General features: G+C 64.4%; 21 protein-coding genes. 11 read left to right on the plus strand and 10 right to left on the minus strand.

Going from position 1 to position 18,910, the window contains the following annotated elements; genetic code table 11:
- The first annotated feature begins 42 nt into the window (after positions 1-42).
- Together QM801_RS04850 and QM801_RS04855 are read left to right on the plus strand one after the other, a co-directional pair.
- Entirely contained in the window at positions 43-507 is a 465-nt protein-coding gene (locus QM801_RS04850) for an RbsD/FucU family protein (RefSeq protein WP_415018084.1), read from the plus strand.
- 2 nt (positions 508-509) lie between these two features.
- Entirely contained in the window at positions 510-1,436 is a 927-nt protein-coding gene (locus tag QM801_RS04855; RefSeq protein ID WP_415018085.1) for a ribokinase, read from the plus strand.
- Here the strand turns inward: QM801_RS04855 and QM801_RS04860 are convergent.
- The gene (locus QM801_RS04860; RefSeq protein ID WP_415018086.1) at positions 1,433-2,425 is read right to left on the minus strand and encodes an asparaginase; all 993 of its coding nucleotides are present in this window, start codon (positions 2,423-2,425) and stop codon (positions 1,433-1,435) included. The two genes, QM801_RS04855 and QM801_RS04860, sit on opposite strands and share 4 nt — an antisense overlap.
- On the minus strand, positions 2,422-3,645 hold the full coding sequence (locus QM801_RS04865) for an MFS transporter (RefSeq protein ID WP_415018087.1): 1,224 nt from the start codon (positions 3,643-3,645) through the stop codon (positions 2,422-2,424). Before QM801_RS04865 ends, QM801_RS04860 begins: the two co-directional genes overlap by 4 nt.
- 106 nt (positions 3,646-3,751) lie before the next feature.
- On the opposite strand from QM801_RS04865, the gene QM801_RS04870 reads away from it, so the two are divergent.
- Positions 3,752-4,477, plus strand: coding sequence for a type 1 glutamine amidotransferase (locus QM801_RS04870; RefSeq protein ID WP_415018088.1), 726 nt, complete (start codon positions 3,752-3,754; stop codon positions 4,475-4,477).
- Between the two features lie 6 nt (positions 4,478-4,483).
- On the opposite strand, the gene QM801_RS04875 is transcribed toward QM801_RS04870, so the two are convergent.
- From QM801_RS04875 to QM801_RS04890, 4 genes are read right to left on the minus strand one after another with little or no spacing between them, the layout of a single operon-like run.
- A complete protein-coding gene (locus QM801_RS04875) occupies positions 4,484-5,473 on the minus strand; it encodes a class II aldolase/adducin family protein (RefSeq protein ID WP_415018089.1) in 990 nt (329 codons plus the stop codon).
- The gene (gene glpK, locus QM801_RS04880; RefSeq protein ID WP_415018090.1) at positions 5,470-6,954 is read right to left on the minus strand and encodes a glycerol kinase GlpK; all 1,485 of its coding nucleotides are present in this window, start codon (positions 6,952-6,954) and stop codon (positions 5,470-5,472) included. The genes QM801_RS04875 and glpK overlap by 4 nt, the downstream gene beginning before the upstream one ends.
- Entirely contained in the window at positions 6,951-8,483 is a 1,533-nt protein-coding gene (glpD, locus tag QM801_RS04885) for a glycerol-3-phosphate dehydrogenase (protein WP_415018091.1), read from the minus strand. Before glpD ends, glpK begins: the two co-directional genes overlap by 4 nt.
- A 7-nt stretch (positions 8,484-8,490) precedes the next feature.
- A complete protein-coding gene (locus QM801_RS04890; RefSeq protein ID WP_415018092.1) occupies positions 8,491-9,273 on the minus strand; it encodes a DeoR/GlpR family DNA-binding transcription regulator in 783 nt (260 codons plus the stop codon).
- 235 nt (positions 9,274-9,508) lie between these two features.
- Between QM801_RS04890 and QM801_RS04895 the strand changes: the two genes are divergently transcribed.
- From QM801_RS04895 to QM801_RS04905, 3 genes are read left to right on the plus strand one after another with little or no spacing between them, the layout of a single operon-like run.
- Positions 9,509-10,555, plus strand: a complete 1,047-nt coding sequence (locus tag QM801_RS04895; protein WP_415018093.1) for a thiamine pyrophosphate-dependent dehydrogenase E1 component subunit alpha — start codon at positions 9,509-9,511, stop codon at positions 10,553-10,555.
- On the plus strand, positions 10,552-11,547 hold the full coding sequence (locus tag QM801_RS04900) for an alpha-ketoacid dehydrogenase subunit beta (protein ID WP_415018094.1): 996 nt from the start codon (positions 10,552-10,554) through the stop codon (positions 11,545-11,547). The genes QM801_RS04895 and QM801_RS04900 overlap by 4 nt, the downstream gene beginning before the upstream one ends.
- A 1-nt stretch (position 11,548) precedes the next feature.
- Positions 11,549-12,832, plus strand: coding sequence for a dihydrolipoamide acetyltransferase family protein (locus tag QM801_RS04905; RefSeq protein ID WP_415018095.1), 1,284 nt, complete (start codon positions 11,549-11,551; stop codon positions 12,830-12,832).
- 25 nt (positions 12,833-12,857) lie between these two features.
- Here QM801_RS04905 and QM801_RS04910 read toward each other — a convergent pair whose 3' ends face one another.
- The 4 genes from QM801_RS04910 to QM801_RS04925 all read right to left on the minus strand — a co-directional run bounded on the left by QM801_RS04910 (position 12,858) and on the right by QM801_RS04925 (position 16,291).
- A complete protein-coding gene (locus QM801_RS04910) occupies positions 12,858-13,667 on the minus strand; it encodes a class I SAM-dependent methyltransferase (protein ID WP_415018096.1) in 810 nt (269 codons plus the stop codon).
- Positions 13,668-13,743: 76 nt separating this feature from the next.
- Complete coding sequence (ung, locus tag QM801_RS04915; protein WP_415018097.1) at positions 13,744-14,433, minus strand: uracil-DNA glycosylase; 690 nt, start codon at positions 14,431-14,433, stop codon at positions 13,744-13,746.
- Positions 14,430-15,305 carry a methylenetetrahydrofolate reductase [NAD(P)H] gene (gene metF / locus QM801_RS04920; protein WP_415018098.1) on the minus strand — a complete coding sequence of 292 codons (876 nt, stop codon included), beginning with the start codon at positions 15,303-15,305 and terminating at the stop codon, positions 14,430-14,432. The genes ung and metF overlap by 4 nt, the downstream gene beginning before the upstream one ends.
- On the minus strand, positions 15,302-16,291 hold the full coding sequence (locus QM801_RS04925; RefSeq protein ID WP_415018099.1) for an ArsR/SmtB family transcription factor: 990 nt from the start codon (positions 16,289-16,291) through the stop codon (positions 15,302-15,304). The genes metF and QM801_RS04925 overlap by 4 nt, the downstream gene beginning before the upstream one ends.
- 187 nt (positions 16,292-16,478) lie before the next feature.
- On the opposite strand from QM801_RS04925, the gene QM801_RS04930 reads away from it, so the two are divergent.
- The 5 genes from QM801_RS04930 (at position 16,479) to QM801_RS04950 (ending at position 18,845) form a co-directional block, all read left to right on the plus strand.
- Positions 16,479-17,084, plus strand: coding sequence for an ABC transporter substrate-binding protein (locus QM801_RS04930; protein WP_415018100.1), 606 nt, complete (start codon positions 16,479-16,481; stop codon positions 17,082-17,084).
- Between the two features lie 65 nt (positions 17,085-17,149).
- Positions 17,150-17,713 (plus strand): ABC transporter substrate-binding protein, encoded by a 564-nt coding sequence (locus QM801_RS04935; RefSeq protein ID WP_415018101.1) that lies wholly within the window; start codon positions 17,150-17,152, stop codon positions 17,711-17,713.
- 75 nt (positions 17,714-17,788) lie between these two features.
- A complete protein-coding gene (locus QM801_RS04940; protein ID WP_415018102.1) occupies positions 17,789-17,932 on the plus strand; it encodes a hypothetical protein in 144 nt (47 codons plus the stop codon).
- Entirely contained in the window at positions 17,916-18,437 is a 522-nt protein-coding gene (locus QM801_RS04945) for an extensin family protein (RefSeq protein WP_415018103.1), read from the plus strand. Before QM801_RS04940 ends, QM801_RS04945 begins: the two co-directional genes overlap by 17 nt.
- Positions 18,438-18,506: 69 nt before the next feature.
- On the plus strand, positions 18,507-18,845 hold the full coding sequence (locus QM801_RS04950; protein ID WP_415018104.1) for a hypothetical protein: 339 nt from the start codon (positions 18,507-18,509) through the stop codon (positions 18,843-18,845).
- Positions 18,846-18,910: the final 65 nt, after the last annotated feature.

Raw genomic sequence — 18,910 nt, forward strand, 5'->3', positions numbered from 1 at the left:
AATGCCTGCGCTTTGGGCAACCTTCCGTAAAGGGAGGATAAAATGCTCAAATCAATCGATCCGCTTCTCAATGCCGACGTGCTGCATGCGCTGGCGTCCATGGGCCATGGCAACGACCTGATCCTGTGCGATACGAATTTCCCGGCGGATGCCGTGGCGCGCCAGACGACCTATGGCAAGCTGCTGCGGATCGATGCCGATGCCGCGCGCGCCACCCGCGCCATTCTCTCGCTCTTCCCGCTCGACACCTTTGTGGATGTGCCGGCCATGCGCATGGAAATGGTGGGCGCGCCCAATGAGATCCCGCCGGTGCAGCAGGAGGTGCAGAAGGAAATCGACCGCGCCGAGGGCAAGCCCTTTCCGCTGGGATCGATCGAGCGTTTCGCCTTCTATGAGCAGGCCAAGAAATCCTACTGCGTGGTGCAGTCGCGCGAGCGCCGCTTCTACGGCTGCTTCCTCTTCAAGATGGGCGTGATCGATCCCAACGCCAAGCTGCCGGGCGCATGACCATGGCGAAATCCGGTGTCTGCATCCTCGGCATCTATGTGGCCGATCTCGCCTTCCGGGCTGACCGCCAGCCGGTGATGGGCGAGACCATCATGGGCTCCGCCTTCGTCATGGGGCCAGGCGGCAAGGGCTCGAACCAGACGGTGGCCACGGCCCGTTCGGGCGCGAAGGTCACCTTCATCAGCAAGCTCGGCAAGGACGACTTCGGTGCCGCCGCACTCGCCATGTATGCGCGCGAGGGTGTGACCACGCGGATCGAACAGGTGGCCGACAACTCCACCGGTGCCGCCTACATCTTCGTGCAGAACGGCACGGGGGCCAACGCCATCATCGTGGTGCCGGGGGCAGCGGGCACGATCGGCGTTGCCGATGTGGAAAAGAATGCCGACGCCATCCGTGACGCCAAGGTGTTCATGACGCAGCTCGAACAGCCCGTTCCGGCGGCGGTCCGCGCGCTCGAAATTGCCAGGGCGGCGGGCACCATCACCATCCTCAACACGGCACCCGCGGCACCCCTCGATGATGCGATCTTCAAGCTCTGTGACTACGTGACGCCGAACGAAAGCGAAGCCACGGGGATCACCGGTGTGACCGTGACCGACGTGGACTCCGCCCGCAAGGCAGGCGACGTGCTGTTGAAGAAGGGCGCGGGCACGGCGCTCATCACGCTGGGCGGGCAGGGAGCTTTGCTCCACACCGCGACGTCATCCGTCCACATCCCGGCGATCAGCGCGGGCAAGGTGATCGACACGACGGGCGCGGGCGATGCCTTCAACGGCGGCTTCGCTGCGGCCCTCGCGCGAGGCGAAAGCCCGGAGGCCGCTGCCCGTTTCGGTGCGGCTGTTGCCGGCATATCCGTCACGCGTTGGGGAACCGCACCCTCGGTGCCAAAGCTCGACGAGACGCTCGCGCTTCTGGCGAAAGGCTAGGCGTTCGCCGGAGCGAGCAGGCCTTCGACCGAGCCCACTTCAAGACCGCGCCAGTTTTTCAGCGTGGTGTGGCAGTGGCTGTCGAGGGAGGCGCGTTCTTCCGCCGTCCAGACATCGAGGCTGAGGAGCACGGCGCAAATGCCGGCGATGGCGCCCCGCGTGGAGCCGTCATCGCATTTGAGCGCGAAGCCAAGTCCGGCGTGAGGAATGCAGCCGCAGTAGACGCCCTCGGCGCCCACCTTGATGAAGAGGCGCGGCACCTTCTGCATGATGATGGTGTCGAAGCCGGTGCTGCCGGAGATCATGAAGGGGTGATTGCGCACCGCCGTGATGATCCGTTGCGCCGCTGCGTTTGCAGGATCGGTGAGACGGGCGAAACCCAGCGCCATGTGGCGCAGGGGGAAGGCCCAGGTCGGCACCGAGCATCCGTCGATCCCCATCGGGGCTGAAGCGATGTTGACGCTGCAATAGTCGCCCAGGGTCTTCGCCACCATTTCCTGAACGGGATGGGTGACCCGCACATAGCCGTTGGTGCTGGTGCCGAGATGGCGGGCAAGCGCCAGCATGCCCGCATGCTTGCCCGAACAGTTGTTATGGATCGCCCGCGGTGTTCCCCCCGATTGGGCGAGCGCCACGATGTCCTTCCGTTCATGCGGCCAATGGGCGCCACACTCGTAGAGCGCTTCGTCGTTCCCGGCCTTCTTCAGGATCGAGGCCGCCACGCGCAGATGATCGGGCTCGCCACTGTGCGAAGAACAGCAGAGCGCGATCTCTTCATCATCCAGGCCATAATGGTCGGCGGCACCGCTTTCGATCAGCGGCAGGCACTGGAAGGCCTTGATGGCGGAGCGCGGGAAGACGGCGGCGTCGATATCGCCCGCTGCGGATACGATCGTGCCGCTTGCGTCACTCACGGCATAGGCGCCGCGATGGCTGCTTTCGGCTTTGCCGCCGCGCGTCACCTGCGCGATCACTGGATTCTTGTTCATTGCGGATGCTGTTCCTCTCGCGGCCAGAGATACCAGATGAGGGCCAGCAACTGTAAGCCGAGACAGATCCCCATGGACACCGTGTATGCGCTGCTTGCATAGCCCGCACCGGTCGTCGCGAAGCGTCCGATGATCAGGCCTACGCCATATTGCACGGCGAATGCCGCAACGAACATTGAGAAATTTATTGTGGCGTTTGCGCGGCCTGAAAGATTTTCGCCCACTTGGCGCGCAAACCAAGGAAAGGCGAGGATGGCCGACTGCCCCACGGCCGAGAGCACAAGCCAGGCCGGAAAGGCGAGCGCCTGTATCTGGAGTACAATCACCGCTTGCGCCAAGGTGTGGAGAGCGAGCAGGCCCATGAGCGTTTTCATCGGGCCGATGCCGCGCTGTTGCAGCCGGTCGGCGACCACGCCCACGAGCAGGATACCGAACATGAAGGCCACCGCCATCCAGAAGAGATGGCGGGCGACATCGAAGGGCGCGAGGCCCATCACGTCGCGGTACCAGGGTCCGGCCCAGAGGGTCTGGTAGGCGATGGGAATGCCTGCGGTGAGGCCGAGGAGGGGCGCCACGCGGCGGAAGAGCGGGAGCTTCATGATGTTGACGAGTTCGCCCCACTGCTGGCCGAAGCTGGCCACGGGTGCATCACTCTTCGCCTCCGGCGCGGCGGTGAAGATGAAGAGCGAGGCTGCAACGATGAGGGCGGCAAAGATCAGGAAGACGTGACGCCAGCCCACCGCCGCTGTCAGCAGCGCCGTGGGCTCGGTGGCGACGACGAGGCCCAGCGCCCCCATGGACATGATGGCGGCATTGGCGAGCGAGCGGCGCTCCGGCGGCACCCAGAGGGAGCTTGCCTTGTAGCTCGCCATCAGCCCGGCGGAGAAGCCGAGGCCGATCAGGGCGCGGGCGGCAAAGAGCACGGTGAAGCCCGGTGCGATGGCAAAAATGGCGCAGCCTGCGGCTGAGATGAGCAGCAGCACGCTCTGCACCCGGCGCGGGCCGAAGCGGTCCAGCAACACGCCCAGGGGAAGCTGGAAGGCGCAGAAGGCGAGGAGATAGGCCGCGGTGAGCAGGCCCAGCTCGGCCGGGCCGAGGCCGAAATCCTTCACCAGGTCGGGCGCCACCACGGCATTCACCGCCCGCAGGAGGTAGGACATGAGGTAGCCGAGCGCGAAGGGGAAGAGCGCGAGGAAGACGGAGGCAGGTCGGGTCGTCATGGTTTCTTTACGTCTTTGCCGAAAATGCTGCTGGCGACCAAAGAATCGATTGCATTCTGATTCGCGGTCACTATGTAGCGCGTTCTGTTTCGAGGATTGGACAGCGATGATCTCACGCGCCCTCTGCTTTCAGCATATGGATGACGAGCCACCGGGCCTGTTCGGCGAGTTCCTGGAGGCGCGCGGCGCCAGCATCGACACGGTGATGCTGCACCGGGGTGAGGAAATCCCCTCGCTTGCCCCCTACGACTTCCTTCTGGTCATGGGCGGTGCCATGGACGTGTGGGAAACCGAGGCCAATCCCTGGCTGGTGGCTGAAAAGGCCGCGATCCGCGAATGGGCCATGGAGCGCAACCGCCCCTTCTTCGGCGTCTGCCTGGGCCTGCAGCTTCTGGCCGAGGCCTGCGGCGGCGAGGTCTCGCTCGCCCGTGAAGCCGAGGTCGGCATCGGCCGCATCGACATCACGTCCCACCACCCCGTCATCGCCCGCCTGCCGCGCCAGATCCACATGATGCAGTGGCACCATGCGGAAGTGAGCAAGCTGCCCGAGGGGGCAACCGTCCTCGCCTCGTCGGAGGTGAGCCCGGTCCAGATCATGACGCTGGGCGACTGCATGGCCGGCACGCAGTTCCACGGCGAGCTGACGCCCGCGCTTGTCGACCGCTGGGCCCATCTTCCGCAGTACATCGAATGGCTGGAAGCGGCCTTGGGCCCCGGCGCCTATGCGCGCGTGCGCCGCGAGGCCCTGCCGCTGATGCCCGCCATGCGCCGGGCCAGCTCGGCCATGTTCGCAGGCCTGCTGAGCGGCCTCAGGATGCGCAAGGCCGCCTGACACGCGTCAGACCTGCTTCATCGTCTGGCGGTACTTCTCCGCATCCCAGTTCAACAGCTGGTCGATTTCGGTTGCCGTCAATGCCTTGAGCGGGGCGTGGGCGGGCAGACGGGCAAAGACGTCGCCGGCACAGCGCAGCATGGGTTCGACCGAAGGCTTGGCGTTGCGGTTCACCAGCACGCCGAGGCCGGGCAGGGCGACGGCGGCTGCCCCCGAGGCGAGGCTCGCGGGGATCGCGGTGCCAAGGAAGACCACGTGGTCCGGGTAGTAGACATTGTTGCTGACGGCCTTCCGCACGTCGTCGTCGAGAGCGAGGGCATGGCAGGCGGGATCCTCGGGCAGGCGGTAATCGCTGCCGGCGGCGGCTTTTGCCAGGGCTTCGAGATCGGGCTTGCCGAAGTCGCGCACCGGCCCGGCGAGCGCTGCCACCACGCGGTGGAGCAGGGCCTCGGCCTCCGCCACCGTCTCGGCGGCAACGGCAAGGCCATGGTTGCCGAGCACGAGCACATCGACACCCGGCCGGTATGCCTTGCGGATGGCGCGGGAGAGCATCAGGCCGGGGCGGGCATAGGGCACGAAGGCCCAGTTGAAGGCCTTCAGCTTCTCGCCCAGCACCTGTTCGGCATCGCTGCGGATGGCGTGGGCGATGGTGTTGACGCAATGGACGTGAACCACCGCCTTCTGCGGCATCAGCCCGTGCACCGACGTTTCGATGGAGGGGCGGAGGCCGAGCGGGTTGATGTCCTGGCGCACGAAGTCGGTGCAGGATTCGCACGCCGGGTCATCGGCGGCGAGGGCCGCGGTGAGGCGCGCGAGATCGAGCGGCACGAAGATGTCCTTCGCTGCCGCATCGCGCAGCCAAGTGCCCGACGCCTTGATCCACATGACGCCGTCGGCCTTGATCGAGGTGTTGCCGCCCGCCGCCTGCACGAGCGAGGGATCGCTCCCGACCTTTGCCGAGAGGGTCCGGAGGGCGTGGAATTCAGGTGAGGTCACGAGAGCAGTTTCCTTATGGCGTCTTTCCAGACGGCATATTTCGCCTCACGCTGGTCGGCTTTCATCTTGGGTGAGAAGCGCTTGTCGCGCGACCACTGGCTGGCGAATTTTTCAGGTGCGGGCAGCAACCCTGCCTGCAGGCCTGCCAGATAGGCGGCACCGAGGGCCGTCGTTTCCAGCACCTTCGGGCGATCAACCGGGGCATTGAGGATGTCGGCGAGGGTCTGCATCGTCCAGTCGGACGCGGTCATGCCGCCGTCGACGCGCAGCACCGTGTCACCGGCTGCACCCCAATCCTTCTGCATCGCCTCGAGGAGATCGCGGGTCTGGTAGCAGACGGCCTCGAGGGCGGCCTTCGCCATTTCCTTGTTGGTGGTGCCGCGGGTGAGACCGAAGACGGCGCCGCGTGCCTCTGCATTCCAATAGGGCGCACCGAGGCCGACGAAGGCCGGCACGAGATAAACGCTCTGCTTCGGATCGGCGGATTTCGCGAGCGCGCCTGTATCCTTCGCCGCCTTGATGATCTTGAGGCCATCACGCAGCCACTGCACTGCAGCGCCTGCGATGAAGATGGCGCCTTCCAGTGCGTAGGTGCGCTTGCCGTTCAACTGGTAGGCGACGGTGGTGAGCAGCCGGTTCTTCGATGGCACCGGCGTGTCACCCGTGTTGAGGAGGGCGAAGCAGCCCGTGCCATAGGTGGACTTCATCATGCCCGGCGCGAAGCAGGCCTGGCCGATGGTCGCCGCCTGCTGGTCGCCTGCCACACCAGAGATGGGGATTGCAGCACCGAAGAGCTTCCTGTCGGTGACGCCATAGTCGGCGGCACAGTCTTTCACCTCGGGCAGGATCGCACGCGGCACATTGAGGATGGCGAGAAGCTCGTCATCCCATGCGCCGGAATGAATGTTGTAGAGCAGGGTGCGGGACGCATTGGTGGCGTCGGTCGCATGCACCTTGCCGCCTGTGAGCCGCCAGATGAGGAAGGTGTCGATGGTGCCGAAGGCAAGCTCGCCCGCTTCGGCACGTGCTCGCGCGCCCTTCACGTTGTCGAGCAGCCAGGCGACCTTGGTGCCGGAGAAATAGGGATCGAGCAATAGGCCCGTCTTGGCGGTGAACACCGCCCCGCGGCCCGCATCCTTCAGCGCCTTGCACACGTCGGCGGTGCGGCGGTCCTGCCAGACGATGGCCTTGTGGATGGCCTTGCCCGTCTTGCGGTCCCAGATCACTACGGTCTCGCGCTGGTTGGTGATGCCGATGCCGGCGATGGCGGCGGCCTTCACCTTGGCCTTGGAGAGGGCGGCCTTGGTGGTGGCGACAACCGATTTCCAGATTTCCTCCGGATCGTGTTCCACCCAGCCCGAGGCGGGGAAGTACTGCTTGAACTCCTGCTGGCCCGAGCCCTTGGGCTTCAGCTTGCGGTCGAAGACGATGGCGCGGGACGAGGTGGTGCCCTGGTCGATGGCGAGAAGATGCGTGCTCATGACGTCTCCCTGGTGCGGGCCTTGGCCTTCGGCTTGGCTTTTCCGCCCTCCATGTAGTCGCGGAGGGCCTGCTGTTCTTCGGGCTTCATGTGAAGGCCGAGCTTCGAGCGACGCCAGAGAATGTCATCGGCGGTTTCGACCCATTCCTTTTCGCGGAGGTGTGCGATCTCGCGCTCGCTGATCGGGCCGAAGCTTTCACCAAGGTCGGAGGCGAAGCGCGCGCCTTCGAGGATCTTCTCGGCGTCTGTCCCGTAGGCGCGGAAGAGGCGGCGGATGACGGCGGGCTTGAGGAAGGAATAGGCCTTCTGCAGGCTGGCGATGCGTGACTCCACCTCGTTCCACGGGAAGTCGCCGCCCGGAAGTGAGGCCTTGGCCGTCCACTCGCCGGTCATGTTGGGGAAGAAGGGTTTGAGCTCGGCAAGGGCCGCTTCGGCGAGCTTGCGCGCGGTGGTGATCTTGCCGCCGAAGATCGAGAGTACGGGGGCGGCACCCTCCGGCTTGTCGAGCTTCAGCACGTAATCACGCGTTGCTTCCTGCGCCTTCGAGGCGCCGTCGTCGTAGAGCGGGCGGATGCCGGAATAGGCCCAGCGCAACTGCTCGCGCGTCACCGGCATGCGGAAGTACTGGCTCACGGCGTTGAGGAGGTAGTCTGTCTCTTCCTCGGAAATCTCCGGCTTGCCGGGATCGCCCTTGTGATCCTTGTCGGTCGTGCCGATGAGCGTGAAGTTCTGCTCGTAGGGAATGGCAAAGCAGATGCGCCCATCGGCATTCTGGAAGATGTAGCAGCGATCGTGATCGTAAAGTCGGTCGACGACGATGTGGCTGCCCTTCACCATGCGGATCTTGTCCGGATCATTCTTACCGATGACGCCGCCCAGAACATTGCTGACCCACGGTCCGGCCGCATTCACCAGCGCCTTGGCGGTGACCGTCTCGGTCTTGCCGTCGCGGGCGAGGTCGATCTTCCACAGGCCGCCATCACGCCGCGCCGCCGTGACCCTGGTGCGGGTGCGGATGACAGCGCCGCGGTTCGCCGCATCGCGGGCCGAGAGCGCCACGAGGCGGGCGTCTTCCACCCAGCAGTCGGAATATTCGTAGCCCACCACGAAATCGTTCTTGAGCGGCTGGCCCGTGACATCGCTGGTGAGATCGACGGTGCGGGTGGGCGGCAGGATCTTGCGGCCGCCGAGGTGGTCATAGAGGAAGAGGCCGAGGCGCAGCAGGAAGCGCGGGCGCAGGCCATCATGATGGGGCAGCACGAAGCGCAGGGGCCAGATGATGTGCGGCGCCGACTTGAGCAATACCTCGCGCTCGATCAGCGCCTCGCGCACCAGGCGGAACTCGTAGTGTTCGAGGTAGCGGAGGCCGCCGTGGATGAGCTTGGTCGAAGCCGATGATGTGCCCGAGGCAAGGTCGTTCTGCTCGGCGAGGAAGACGCTGAGGCCGCGCCCTGAAGCATCACGCGCGATGCCGCAGCCGTTGATGCCGCCGCCGATGATGAAGATGTCGTAGGTCTTGTCTTGCGTCATGGGAAAGTCATGCCTCGGATTTTTCAGTGCTGACGAGTTCGATTGAAACACCGCTATCGCGGCAGATGTCCGCGATGGGTTGCGGCGGAGGTGCGTCGGTGACGAGGGTCGCCACCTGCGAGATGTGGCCGATGCGGACCGGCGCCGAGCGGGTAAACTTGGTGGCGTCGGCCACAAGGATCACCTTGCGCGAATTCGCCATGATGGCCTGTGCGGCACGCACCTCGCGCACGTCGAAGTCGAGGAGCGAGCCATCCTCGTCGATGGCGGAGACACCCATCACCGCGTGGTCCACGCGGAACTGGCGGATCGTGTCGACGGTGCTTTCGCCGACGATGCCGCCGTCGCTGGAGCGGATGGTGCCGCCCACGATGATCACTTCGATGTGGGGCGAGGGCAGGAGGGTCTGGGCCACGTGGATGTTGTTGGTGATGACGAGCAGGCCTTCGTGATGGACGAGGGCGCGGGCCACTTCCTCGGTCGTCGTGCCGATGTTGATGAAGAGCGATGAGTTGTTCGGGATGAGCGCTGCCGCGCGGCGGCCGATTAGGTCCTTCTCGGCGGCGGCGATCTGGCGGCGGGCTTCATAGGCCATGTTCTCGACGCCCGAGGCCAGCATGGCGCCGCCATGGATGCGCGAGAGCAGGCGGCCGTCGCAGAGTTCGTTCAGGTCCTTGCGGATCGTCTGCGGCGTGACCTCGAAGCGGCCCGCCAGATCATCGACCGACACCGTGCCCGATTGCCGGGCAAGGATCAGGATCTGCTGTTGGCGGGGCGAGAGCGCGAGCATGGGGTGGCCTTCGGGTGGGAAGGCCGCATACTTTCACTTGCTTTCGTTTGTGGCAAGAAATTTTCGTTTTGGGTGCGAATTGTGCGCTGCAACATATGCACAGGCTTCATTTCGCTTTCCATTCGCGAAAATCATGGCTGATGTTCGCGTGGGCACATTATGATACATATTGACGCCGCAGTGCAAAAAGGAACATAAGCACCCATCTCCTCCTCCAGGCAATCGAAGGGCACACATGGCACCGAAAACCTCTGGAAAACCGGCTGCGGGCAAGAACGCCCGGCCCTTCTACGCCAACCACTCGGCCGAGCAGCTCAAGGAAGCGCTCCGCCGCATGTACCTGATCCGCCGCTTCGAAGAGATGGCGGAGGAAAGCTACGTGCGCGGCCTCACCCACGGCACCATGCACTTGTCCGTGGGCCAGGAGGCGACCGCCGTCGGCGCCTGCATGGATCTCTCCAACGCCGACTATATTACCTCCACCCACCGCGGCCATGGCCACTGCATCGGCAAGGGGGCCGAGGTGAAGTTCATGTTCGCGGAATTCTTCGGCAAGGAAGAGGGCTATTGCCGCGGCCGCGGCGGCTCCATGCACATCGCTGATCCGGCCACCGGCAACCTCGGCGCCAACGGCATCGTGGGTGGCGGCCTGCCGCTTGCAACGGGAGCAGCACTCGCCATCAAGCAGCGCAAGGGCAAGGACGTGGCCGTCTGCTTCTTCGGTGACGGCGCACAGAACGAAGGCGCTTTCCACGAGGCGCTCAACATGGCGGCGGTGTGGAAGCTGCCGGTCGTCTATGTCTGCGAAAACAACCAGTACGGCATGTCGGTGTCGACGGCACGGTCCACCGCCGTCAAGGACGTGGCCACCCGCGCCATCTCCTACAACATGCCGGGCGTCACCGTTGACGGCAACAGCATCGCCGATGTGAACGAGGCGGTCTCCGCCGCCATCGAACGGGCCCGCAACGGCGAGGGTCCGAGCCTCATCGAATGCAAGACTTACCGCACCAAGGGCCACTCCCGCTCTGACCGCAACCGGTACCGCACCAAGGAAGAAATCGAGGAGTGGAAGAACAAGGATCCGATCCCGGCCTTCGAGAAGGATCTCGAAGCCCACGGCATCGCCTCGCGTTCTGAAATCGACGCGATCCGCGAAGCGGTGGAGAAGGAAGTGCAGGACGGCTTCACCTTCGCCACCGGCGGCACCAACCCGACGCCCGACAGCCTGATGCGCGGCGTCACCACCACCGACGATATTGCCATGGGAGTTCAGGCATGAGCGTCATTCGTGAACTCAGCTTCTCTGCCGCCGTGCAGGAAGCGCTTGCCCAGGCCATGGAAGCGGATGAACGCGTCTTCCTGATGGGTGAAGACATCGGCGTCTATGGCGGCGCATTCCAGGTGACGGGCGATCTCGTCCACCGCTTCGGCGAAGACCGCGTGCGCGACACGCCGATTGCGGAACTCGGCGGCGCCGGCGTTGCCGTGGGCGCGGCAGTTGCGGGCTCGCGTCCCGTCTATGAATTCCAGTTCTCCGACTTTGCGACACTCGCCATGGAGCAGATCGTCAACCAGGCCGCCAAGATGCGCTTCATGCTGGGTGGCAAGGTTTCCGTTCCCGTGGTATTCCGCATGCCCTGCGGCTCCGGCACCGGTGCTGCGGCCCAGCACTCGCAGTCGCTGGAAGCCTGGTTCGGCCATGTGCCCGGCCTCAAGGTCGTGGAAGCCTCGACACCGGAAGATGCCAAGGGCCTGCTGCTCGCCGCGATCGACGATCCCGATCCGGTGCTCGTCTTCGAACACAAGCTTCTCTACAAGGTGAAGGGCCATGTGCCCGCCGAACCCTATCGCACGCCCATCGGCAAGGCGGTTGTCCGCCGCGAGGGCAAGCACGCCACCGTCGTGGCGGCGGCAATCATGGTGCACAAGTCGCTTGAGGCGGCTGAAATCCTCGCCAAGGAGGGAATCGACATCGAGGTGATCGATCTCCGCACCATCCGCCCCATCGATGGCGCAACCATCATCGCGAGCGTCAAGAAGACCTCGCGCCTCGCCTGCGTCTACGAAGGCGTGAAGACGCTCGGCATCGGGGCAGAGATTTCCGCATTGGTGGCCGAGAGCGAAGCCTTCGACTATCTCGATGCGCCGATCCTGCGTCTCGGCGGCGCCGAAAGCCCCATTCCCTACAGCCCCATCCTGGAAAAGGCGGCGGTGCCGCAGACCGAAGGCATCGTGGACGCCCTGCGCGATCTCGTGAAGGGCAGGATCTGACATGTCAGCCGAAGTCATTCTTCCAAAGGTCGACATGGACATGACCACCGGCACCATTGCCGTGTGGCACGTGAAGGACGGCGACACCGTGAAGAAGGGCCAGCCGCTCTTCGACATCGAAACCGACAAGGCCGCCATGGAAATCGAAAGCCCGGCGGATGGTGTGATCAAGATCGGCAACGCGCCGGTGAAGGCCGTGGTGCCGATCGGCACCGTGGTGGCGATGATCTATGGTGCTGGCGAAGAACCCAAGGCCTTCAGCGGTGGCGCTGCGGCATCTGCCGCTCCGGCGGCTGCTGCTGAAGCGGCTCCGTCCGCGCCTGCTGCCGCCGCACCCGCTGCGGCAAGCGTCTCCGACTCAGACGGCAAGGCCCGCGCCACGCCGCTGGCCCGCCGCCTTGCCAAGCAGCAGGGCATTTCGCTCGCCGCTCTCGCCGGCACAGGCCCGCGCGGCCGCATCGTCGCTGCCGACCTCGCCAAGGCGAAGCCTGCCGCTGCTGCACCTGCCGCCGCTGCTCCGGCTGCTGCATCACTCGCCGCCGGCATGAGCACCGACGCCGTGAAGGCGCTGTACCAGCCCGGCTCCTACAGCGTGACGCCGCTCGACGGCATGCGCCGCACCATCGCCCAGCGCCTCGTGCAGTCGAAGCAGACGGTGCCGCACTTCTATCTCACCGCAAGCTGCACGCTCGATGAGCTTCTCGCCGTGCGCGAGCGCCTCAATGCCCAGGCCCCCAAGGGCCCCGACAAGCAACCCTTGTGGAAGCTCTCGGTCAACGACTTCATCATCAAGGCTCTGGCCGTTGCTTTGCAGCGCGTGCCGGCGGCGAACGTCACCTTCACCGACGAGGGCATTCTCCAGCATACGGTGAGCGATGTCGGCGTCGCGGTTGCCATCGAAGGCGGATTGTTCACGCCCGTGATCCGCGCGGCGGAGACGAAGTCGCTGTCGCAGATCTCGATCGAGATGAAGGACCTCGCCGCCAGGGCGCGCGCCCGCCAGCTCAAGCCGGCCGATTATCAGGGCGGCACCTCTGCCGTCTCCAACCTTGGCATGTTCGGTGTGGAGCAGTTCAACGCCATCATCAATCCGCCGCACGCAACGATCCTCGCGGTCGGTGCAGGCGTCGAAACCTTCGTGCCGGTGAACCGCCAGCCCGTGCTCAAGACGCAGATGAAGGCAACGCTCTCCTGCGATCACCGTGCCGTGGATGGCGCTGTCGGTGCGCAGCTTCTCAAAGCCTTCCGCGAACTGGTGGAAGAGCCGGCGCTGATGCTGGCCTGAACGGTGTGCGTCTGACGGCAAGCCGTCAGGCCGACGCCTCGAAGACAATCGCCTGCATGGTGGTCTCGACCGGACCCGGACCAAACGCCTTGCGCAGGGCATCGGCGGCACGCGCGGTCACATCCGCAAGCCCTTGCGGTGCGCGCTTTTCGATTTCGGAACGAAGCGGTGTGCCCTGGCAGAGTGCCACGGCCACACGCTCCGCCGACTCGGCACGGCTCGGAAAACCAACGCGCTCGCTTGTCACCACCTTGAAGCCTGCCGCGCGGAGTGCTGCCGTGATCGCCTCCTCGTCGTGGTAGCCATAGGGCGTGCGGCGGAAGAAGCCGGGCGGATCATCCGGGAACTGCGCTGCCACCGCATCATGCACCACATGGAAGAAGGGACTCGTCTCGATCCGGTCCCAGACATTGAGGGCATAGACGCCGCCTTTCCGCAGCACGCGCCTTGCCTCGCTGTAGGCCCTGGGCTTGTCTGGAAAGAACATGACGCCGAACTGGCAGATCACGGCATCGAAGCTTTCCGCTTCGAACGGCAGCGCTTGCGCGTCGCAGGCCTGCGAGGTGATGCGCGGGTCCTTCAGCTTTGCCGCCGCCACGTCGAGCATGGCCTGATTGAGATCGGTGGCGGTGATGCCTGTCTCGCGCGGCAGGTGGCGGAGTAGTTCCGCCGTCACGGCACCCGTGCCCGCTGCGATCTCGAGAACCGCTTTCGGTGAATAGGCGGCGATGCGCGCTGCCATGTCAGCCGCATAGGGCGCGAAGAGCAGGGGCACCATGTGGCTGTCATAGAGCGTGGCGATGGAGCCGGAGAATACCTTGTCTGTGTCGGACATGTGGGAGCCTCCCGTGTTCTGCACCGATGTTTGCGCAGAAGCATGTCTCTGGAAAGGCGCCTGGGCGTTTGCGCCTTCAGGTTATGTCCGGCAGCTTCCAGTCTATTTCCGGTTGACCCTGCGCGCGCAGGAAGGCGTTGGCCCGCGAAAAGGGCTTGGAGCCGAAGAAGCCGTTGTGGGCGGAGAGCGGCGAGGGATGCGCCGACTTGATGACGAGGTGGCGCGTGGTATCGACGAAGCTCGCCTTCTTCTGGGCATAGCTGCCCCAGAGGATGAACACGACCGGACGCTCAAGATTGTTCACCTGCCGGATGATCTCGTCGGTGAATTTCTCCCAGCCCTTGCCCTGGTGCGAGGCAGCACGGTGTGCTTCCACGGTCAGCACCGCATTGAGCATCAGCACACCCTGCTGCGCCCAGTGTTCGAGGTGGCCGTGGCGCGGCGGCGGAAGCCCGAGGTCGGATTGCATTTCCTTGTAGATGTTCACGAGCGAGGGCGGCGCCTGCACGCCGGGCTTCACCGAGAAGCAGAGGCCGTGGGCCTGTCCGTCATTGTGATAGGGATCCTGCCCGAGGATCACCGCGCGCACCTTGTCGAGCGGTGTCGCATCGAGAGCGTGGAACCATTCGCTGCCCTTGGGGAAGATCTGTTTCCCCGCCTCGCGCTCTTTCACAAGAAAGCTGCGCAGTTCCTGCATGTAGGGTGCGTCGAACTGCGGTTGCAGCACCTTGAGCCACGAAGGATCGAGCTTGACGGGCGTGGTCACGCCGCCGCCTCGCTTTCGCCGGGAACGCCAAGCCCCAGAACGCGGCAGATGGCATAGACGAGGTCCGAGCGGTTCAGCGTGTAGAAATGGAAATCGGTCACGCCTTCGCTGGAGAGGGCATGCACCTGTTCCGCCGCCACCATCGCGGCAACGAGGTTCCGCGTTTCCGGATCCTTGTCGAGGCCGGCGAAGCGGCGCTCGAGATCGGGCGGAATGTGGGCGCCGCATTTCGCCGCGAATTCACAGACGCGCGCGAAGTTGGTGATGGGCAGGATGCCGGGCACCAGATTGATCTTGATGCCGCGCGCGGCGATGCGGTCGCGCAGGCGCAGGAAGAAGGCGTTGTGGAAAAAGAACTGCGAGAGGGCGCGGGTGGCGCCGTTCTCTGCCTTGTCGGCCATGAAGGCGAGGTCTTCCTCGATCGAAACGGAATCCGGATGGCGTTCCGGATAGGCCGACACCGAAACTTCGAATGCGCCGATCTCGCGGATGCCGCGCACCAGATCGGCGGCGTTGCGATAGCCGTCAGGATGTGGCGAGAAGCGCGTGCCCACGCCCGCCGGCGGATCGCCGCGCAGGGCCACGATGTGATTGACGCCAGCGGCCTGATAGGCGCGGATGACGCTGTTCACATCCTCCTTCGACTTGCCAACGCAGGTGAGGTGGCCCGCCGCTTTCAGGCTGGTTTGCGAGGTGATGCGCGAGAGCGTGGCGAGCGTGCGGTCCTGGGTGGTGCCGCCAGCGCCATAGGTGACGGAGACGAAGTCGGGGCCGATCGTTTCCAGCCGCTTCACGGTGGACCAGAAATTCTCTTCGGCCTCGCCAGCCTTCGGCGGGAAGAACTCGAAGGAGACGCGGAGCGGGGACGTCATTGCACAGTCTCCTTGCGGACGGGTGTTGCTTGCCGGGCATGGTTACGGGGCTCTGCGAGCCAGAGCGAAACGGTGAGGCCCTTGCGCGACTTGAGCCACGGCGGATCGAGCACGATGTGGCGGGCCAATTGCAGGTTGGCGCGGGAGAGCCAGGCGGTCATCTGTTCGGCTGAAATGCCGAGCCTGCGGTGGGCGTGCTGCTCGCGCAATTCATCAAGCTCGTGGGGCGCGAAGTCCACCACCAGCAGCTTGCCATCAGGCTTGAGGATGCGGCGCGCTTCGAGGAGGGCCCGCTGCGGCTCATCGAGGAAGTGCAGCACCTGATGGATGGTGACGAGGTCGGCCATGTTGTCGGCAAGGGGCAGGGCGAAGATGTCGGCCTGGCGAAGTTGCGCATGGCGGAAGCCGTGCTTTTCGAGATTGGCCCTCGCGATCGCCAGCATCTCCCGGCTCGAATCGATTCCGTAAAGCGTCTGCGCGCGCGGCCCGAACAGTTCGAGCACGCGGCCCGTGCCGGTGCCGAGGTCGACGAGCGTGTCGATCGATTTCGTCGTGAAGAGATCGCCCATGGCACGCTCGACGCTGGCTTCGTCCACATGCAGCGAGCGCAGGCTGGACCAGTGCTCGGCGTTGGCGCTGAAGTAGGCTTGCGCCTTCTCCTCGCGCTGGCGGCGCACCTCCTCGAGGCGGGCGAGGTCGCCGGAGAGAACCGCATCGCGTCCGGGCAGCATCTCGACGAGGGCGCGGGCAAGCGCACCGCTCAGGCCTTCGCTGCGCAGGCGGAACAAAACCCAGTTTCCTTCCTTGTTGCGGGAGAGGAGGCCTGCTTCAGCCATCAGCTTGAGATGGCGGCTGACGCGCGGCTGGCTCTGGCCCAGGATGTAGGTCAGTTCGGAGACGTTCAGTTCGCCATGGGAGAGGATAAAGAGAATGCGGATGCGGGTTGTTTCCGCAATCGCCTTCAGTCCTGCCAGCAGTTCATCCATGTGCACCTCGCGAAGGACATAAACATATCCTTATATAGAATGCAAAGACTAGTTCGGATTTCGCCCAAAAAAGGTCGTTCTTGAACCTTTTGGTTTCGCCGTCTTGATTTTGTCGAGGTTCGTCCTGTAACTTCCACCCCAGGTTCTGGCGGGGCAAACCGGATCAAAGGCATTTCGTAGGAAGACGATGACCAAGCTCATTTCGCGCCGCCAGGCGCTTTCGCTTTTTGCTGCGGGTTCCATGCTGGCTTCCTTGGCTGTTCCAGCCCGGGCAGACGCCGCGGCTGAGGACTACATCACCAAGATCGGCAAGGACGTGCTGCGACTCGCCAATGCCGGTTCGCGCGGCAAGGCGACCCGCAACAAGTTCGCCGCCATGCTCAGCAAGTATGTGAACCTGCGCGGCATCACCATGGCCTCGCTCGGCACCTACCAGAAGCAACTGCCGCCCGGCGACAAGGACAAGCTCAACGACCTCGTCACCACCTACGCTGCCGCACTCTTCGCCTGGTATGTGGATGATTTCAAAGGCAAAGACTTTGTGGTCGACCGCACGGCCCAGCAGGGCAAGTACCTTCTCGTGTACAGCAAGATCGTCAAGTCGGGCGGCGCCGATGAACCGATCGTGTGGTATCTCTCGCCCCAGGGTGGAGGTTATCGCATCGTCGACCTGAGCGTGCTTGGCGTCCGGCTCTCGAGCGCCATGCGGCAGCGGTTCAACGACGAATTGAAGAAGTCGAAGGGCGATTTCGAACCTCTCTACGCCATGCTCCGCGAAGCCGATACGTGGTGACGGCGGCCGAGTTGAAGTCCTGTTAACCCTAGTCGCGCCACAGTTCAGGCGTTAGAAATCGAATCATGCTCACACGCCGTTCTCTGCTCGCGGGGCTCTCCGCTGTTCTTCTCGCCTCGCCTGCGCTGGCGGAGGACCACCCCTCCGTCGTCTACATGCGGCAGGTGGCGAAGGACATGCTGGCCGCCCACCGTCAGGGCACGGTGGCCGCGTTCCTGCGCGTGGTGCAGCGCCATGCCGATATTCCCGACATCGCGCAGGACTCGCTCGGCAAGTACAGTTCCAACCTTCAGACGTCGCAGAAGGCGCGTTACGAAAAAGGTGTCGCCACCTATCTCGCCCGCTACTTCGCGCTTTCCTCGCGTGACTACACGGTTGCGAAGTATGAGCTCGGCGATGCAAGCGTGGGCAAGGACCAGGATGTCGTCGTGTCAAGCCGCGTCTACCTGATGACCGGACAGTCCTACAGCGTGTCGTGGAAGCTTGTCTGGCGTGGCGGACGCTACAAGGTGCGCGACGTGAGCGTGCTCGGTTTCTGGCTCACCAATTTCCAGCGCAAGGACTTCACCGACTACCTTGCCAAGCGCAACGGCAACATCAACATGTTGATCACTGCGCTCTACGGCTGACAACACTCCCTTAACCATCTGACGGCATGGTGCGCTCACGGTCTCCGGGGGATGGGGATTGGCGTGAGTAATCGTATGCGTAACTTCTTCTCTTTCGCCGGTGCCGTTGCGCTGGCCGTGATGCTGGTCGCCTGTTCCGGCGGCCGCGAAAAGCCCAAGCCCTCCTACGAAGAACTCGAGCCGCCTGCCGCCCGTTGCCTGCGTGCGCGACCCGCGTGAATTCGCCGAGGCCGAGAAGATCCGCGATTTCGACAATGGCCGCGGCTGCGGCGTGCGCAATGCCTGGCGGATCTCGTCCATCAACGGCGTGAAGCTGTCGCAACCCGCAGTGGTGAACTGCGCCGTCGCCAACACCTTTTCGCAGTGGATCGACGAGACGCTGCAACCCACTGCCGAGCGCCGCTTCGGCGAGCGCGTGACCGAACTCACCATTCCTTCAAGCTATGCCTGCCGCACCCGCAACAGCGTGCCGGGCGCCAAGCTCAGCGAACATGCCCGCGGCAACGCCATCGACGTTTCCGGCTTCAAGCTGGAGAGCGGCGACTACGTGCCGGTGGAGCAGGGCTGGTTCGCCAGCCGCAACGTGCGCAAGTTCCTCGTCACCGTGCATGACCAGGCCTGCGGCCAGTTCACCACGGTTCTGGGGCCCGCCGAGGCACATCACAAGGACCATCTCCACTTCGACTTGCAGCGCCACAGGAGCGGCGGCGCCTATTGCCGCTGAGGTGCAGAAGGCTCCGGAACGGCTTTCCGGGCAGTTGCAATTCGGCCTCCGGACGCGCATATGGGCGCCATGGACCAAGAGATCATAACGCCTCCTTCCAAGCCCAAGGCCACGGACACCCATGCCTTCGGGCCGGTGGCCAGTTTCCTTGCCGCGGCCGGCGCCACGGCGATGACCTTCAGCCTGCTCGCTGCGGCCGCATCCGCCTCGGTCTGGGCTTTCGCCAAGCTGTTCGGCCTGCCGGACTGGCTGCTCTACGGTGTTCTGGTGCTGAGCCTTGTGCCTGTGCTGTGGGCAACGGTCTGGATCAGCCTCCGGTCCTGGCATGTGGAACAGCGCCTGGCCGACAACAAGGACGTGGATTCCCCCGTCTTCAGGATCGGCTACTACCTGAAAAAGGTTCGCTGAAGCGCCATTTTGCCCTTGGGGCAAAGGCCCTTGGCCCTTTTATGTGCCGCCGAATCCGCTAAAAC

The organism is Aestuariivirga sp., from assembly GCF_047600585.1.
Lineage (GTDB): Bacteria > Pseudomonadota > Alphaproteobacteria > Rhizobiales > Aestuariivirgaceae > Aestuariivirga.

Bases quoted from the DNA above. Each gene is read 5' to 3' on its own strand.
- QM801_RS04860 (WP_415018086.1), bottom strand. From the start codon at position 2,425: ATGAACAAGAATCCAGTGATCGCGCAGGTGACGCGCGGCGGCAAAGCC.
- QM801_RS04950 (WP_415018104.1), top strand. From the start codon at position 18,507: ATGGACCAAGAGATCATAACGCCTCCTTCCAAGCCCAAGGCCACGGAC.
- QM801_RS04900 (WP_415018094.1), top strand. From the start codon at position 10,552: ATGAGCGTCATTCGTGAACTCAGCTTCTCTGCCGCCGTGCAGGAAGCG.
- QM801_RS04930 (WP_415018100.1), top strand. From the start codon at position 16,479: ATGACCAAGCTCATTTCGCGCCGCCAGGCGCTTTCGCTTTTTGCTGCG.
- QM801_RS04865 (WP_415018087.1), bottom strand. From the start codon at position 3,645: ATGACGACCCGACCTGCCTCCGTCTTCCTCGCGCTCTTCCCCTTCGCG.
- QM801_RS04890 (WP_415018092.1), bottom strand. From the start codon at position 9,273: ATGCTCGCGCTCTCGCCCCGCCAACAGCAGATCCTGATCCTTGCCCGG.
- glpK (WP_415018090.1), bottom strand. From the start codon at position 6,954: ATGAGCACGCATCTTCTCGCCATCGACCAGGGCACCACCTCGTCCCGC.
- QM801_RS04895 (WP_415018093.1), top strand. From the start codon at position 9,509: ATGGCACCGAAAACCTCTGGAAAACCGGCTGCGGGCAAGAACGCCCGG.
- QM801_RS04940 (WP_415018102.1), top strand. From the start codon at position 17,789: ATGCGTAACTTCTTCTCTTTCGCCGGTGCCGTTGCGCTGGCCGTGATG.
- QM801_RS04850 (WP_415018084.1), top strand. From the start codon at position 43: ATGCTCAAATCAATCGATCCGCTTCTCAATGCCGACGTGCTGCATGCG.
- QM801_RS04925 (WP_415018099.1), bottom strand. From the start codon at position 16,291: ATGGATGAACTGCTGGCAGGACTGAAGGCGATTGCGGAAACAACCCGC.
- QM801_RS04855 (WP_415018085.1), top strand. From the start codon at position 510: ATGGCGAAATCCGGTGTCTGCATCCTCGGCATCTATGTGGCCGATCTC.
- QM801_RS04905 (WP_415018095.1), top strand. From the start codon at position 11,549: ATGTCAGCCGAAGTCATTCTTCCAAAGGTCGACATGGACATGACCACC.
- QM801_RS04870 (WP_415018088.1), top strand. From the start codon at position 3,752: ATGATCTCACGCGCCCTCTGCTTTCAGCATATGGATGACGAGCCACCG.
- QM801_RS04935 (WP_415018101.1), top strand. From the start codon at position 17,150: ATGCTCACACGCCGTTCTCTGCTCGCGGGGCTCTCCGCTGTTCTTCTC.
- glpD (WP_415018091.1), bottom strand. From the start codon at position 8,483: ATGACGCAAGACAAGACCTACGACATCTTCATCATCGGCGGCGGCATC.
- metF (WP_415018098.1), bottom strand. From the start codon at position 15,305: ATGACGTCCCCGCTCCGCGTCTCCTTCGAGTTCTTCCCGCCGAAGGCT.
- QM801_RS04910 (WP_415018096.1), bottom strand. From the start codon at position 13,667: ATGTCCGACACAGACAAGGTATTCTCCGGCTCCATCGCCACGCTCTAT.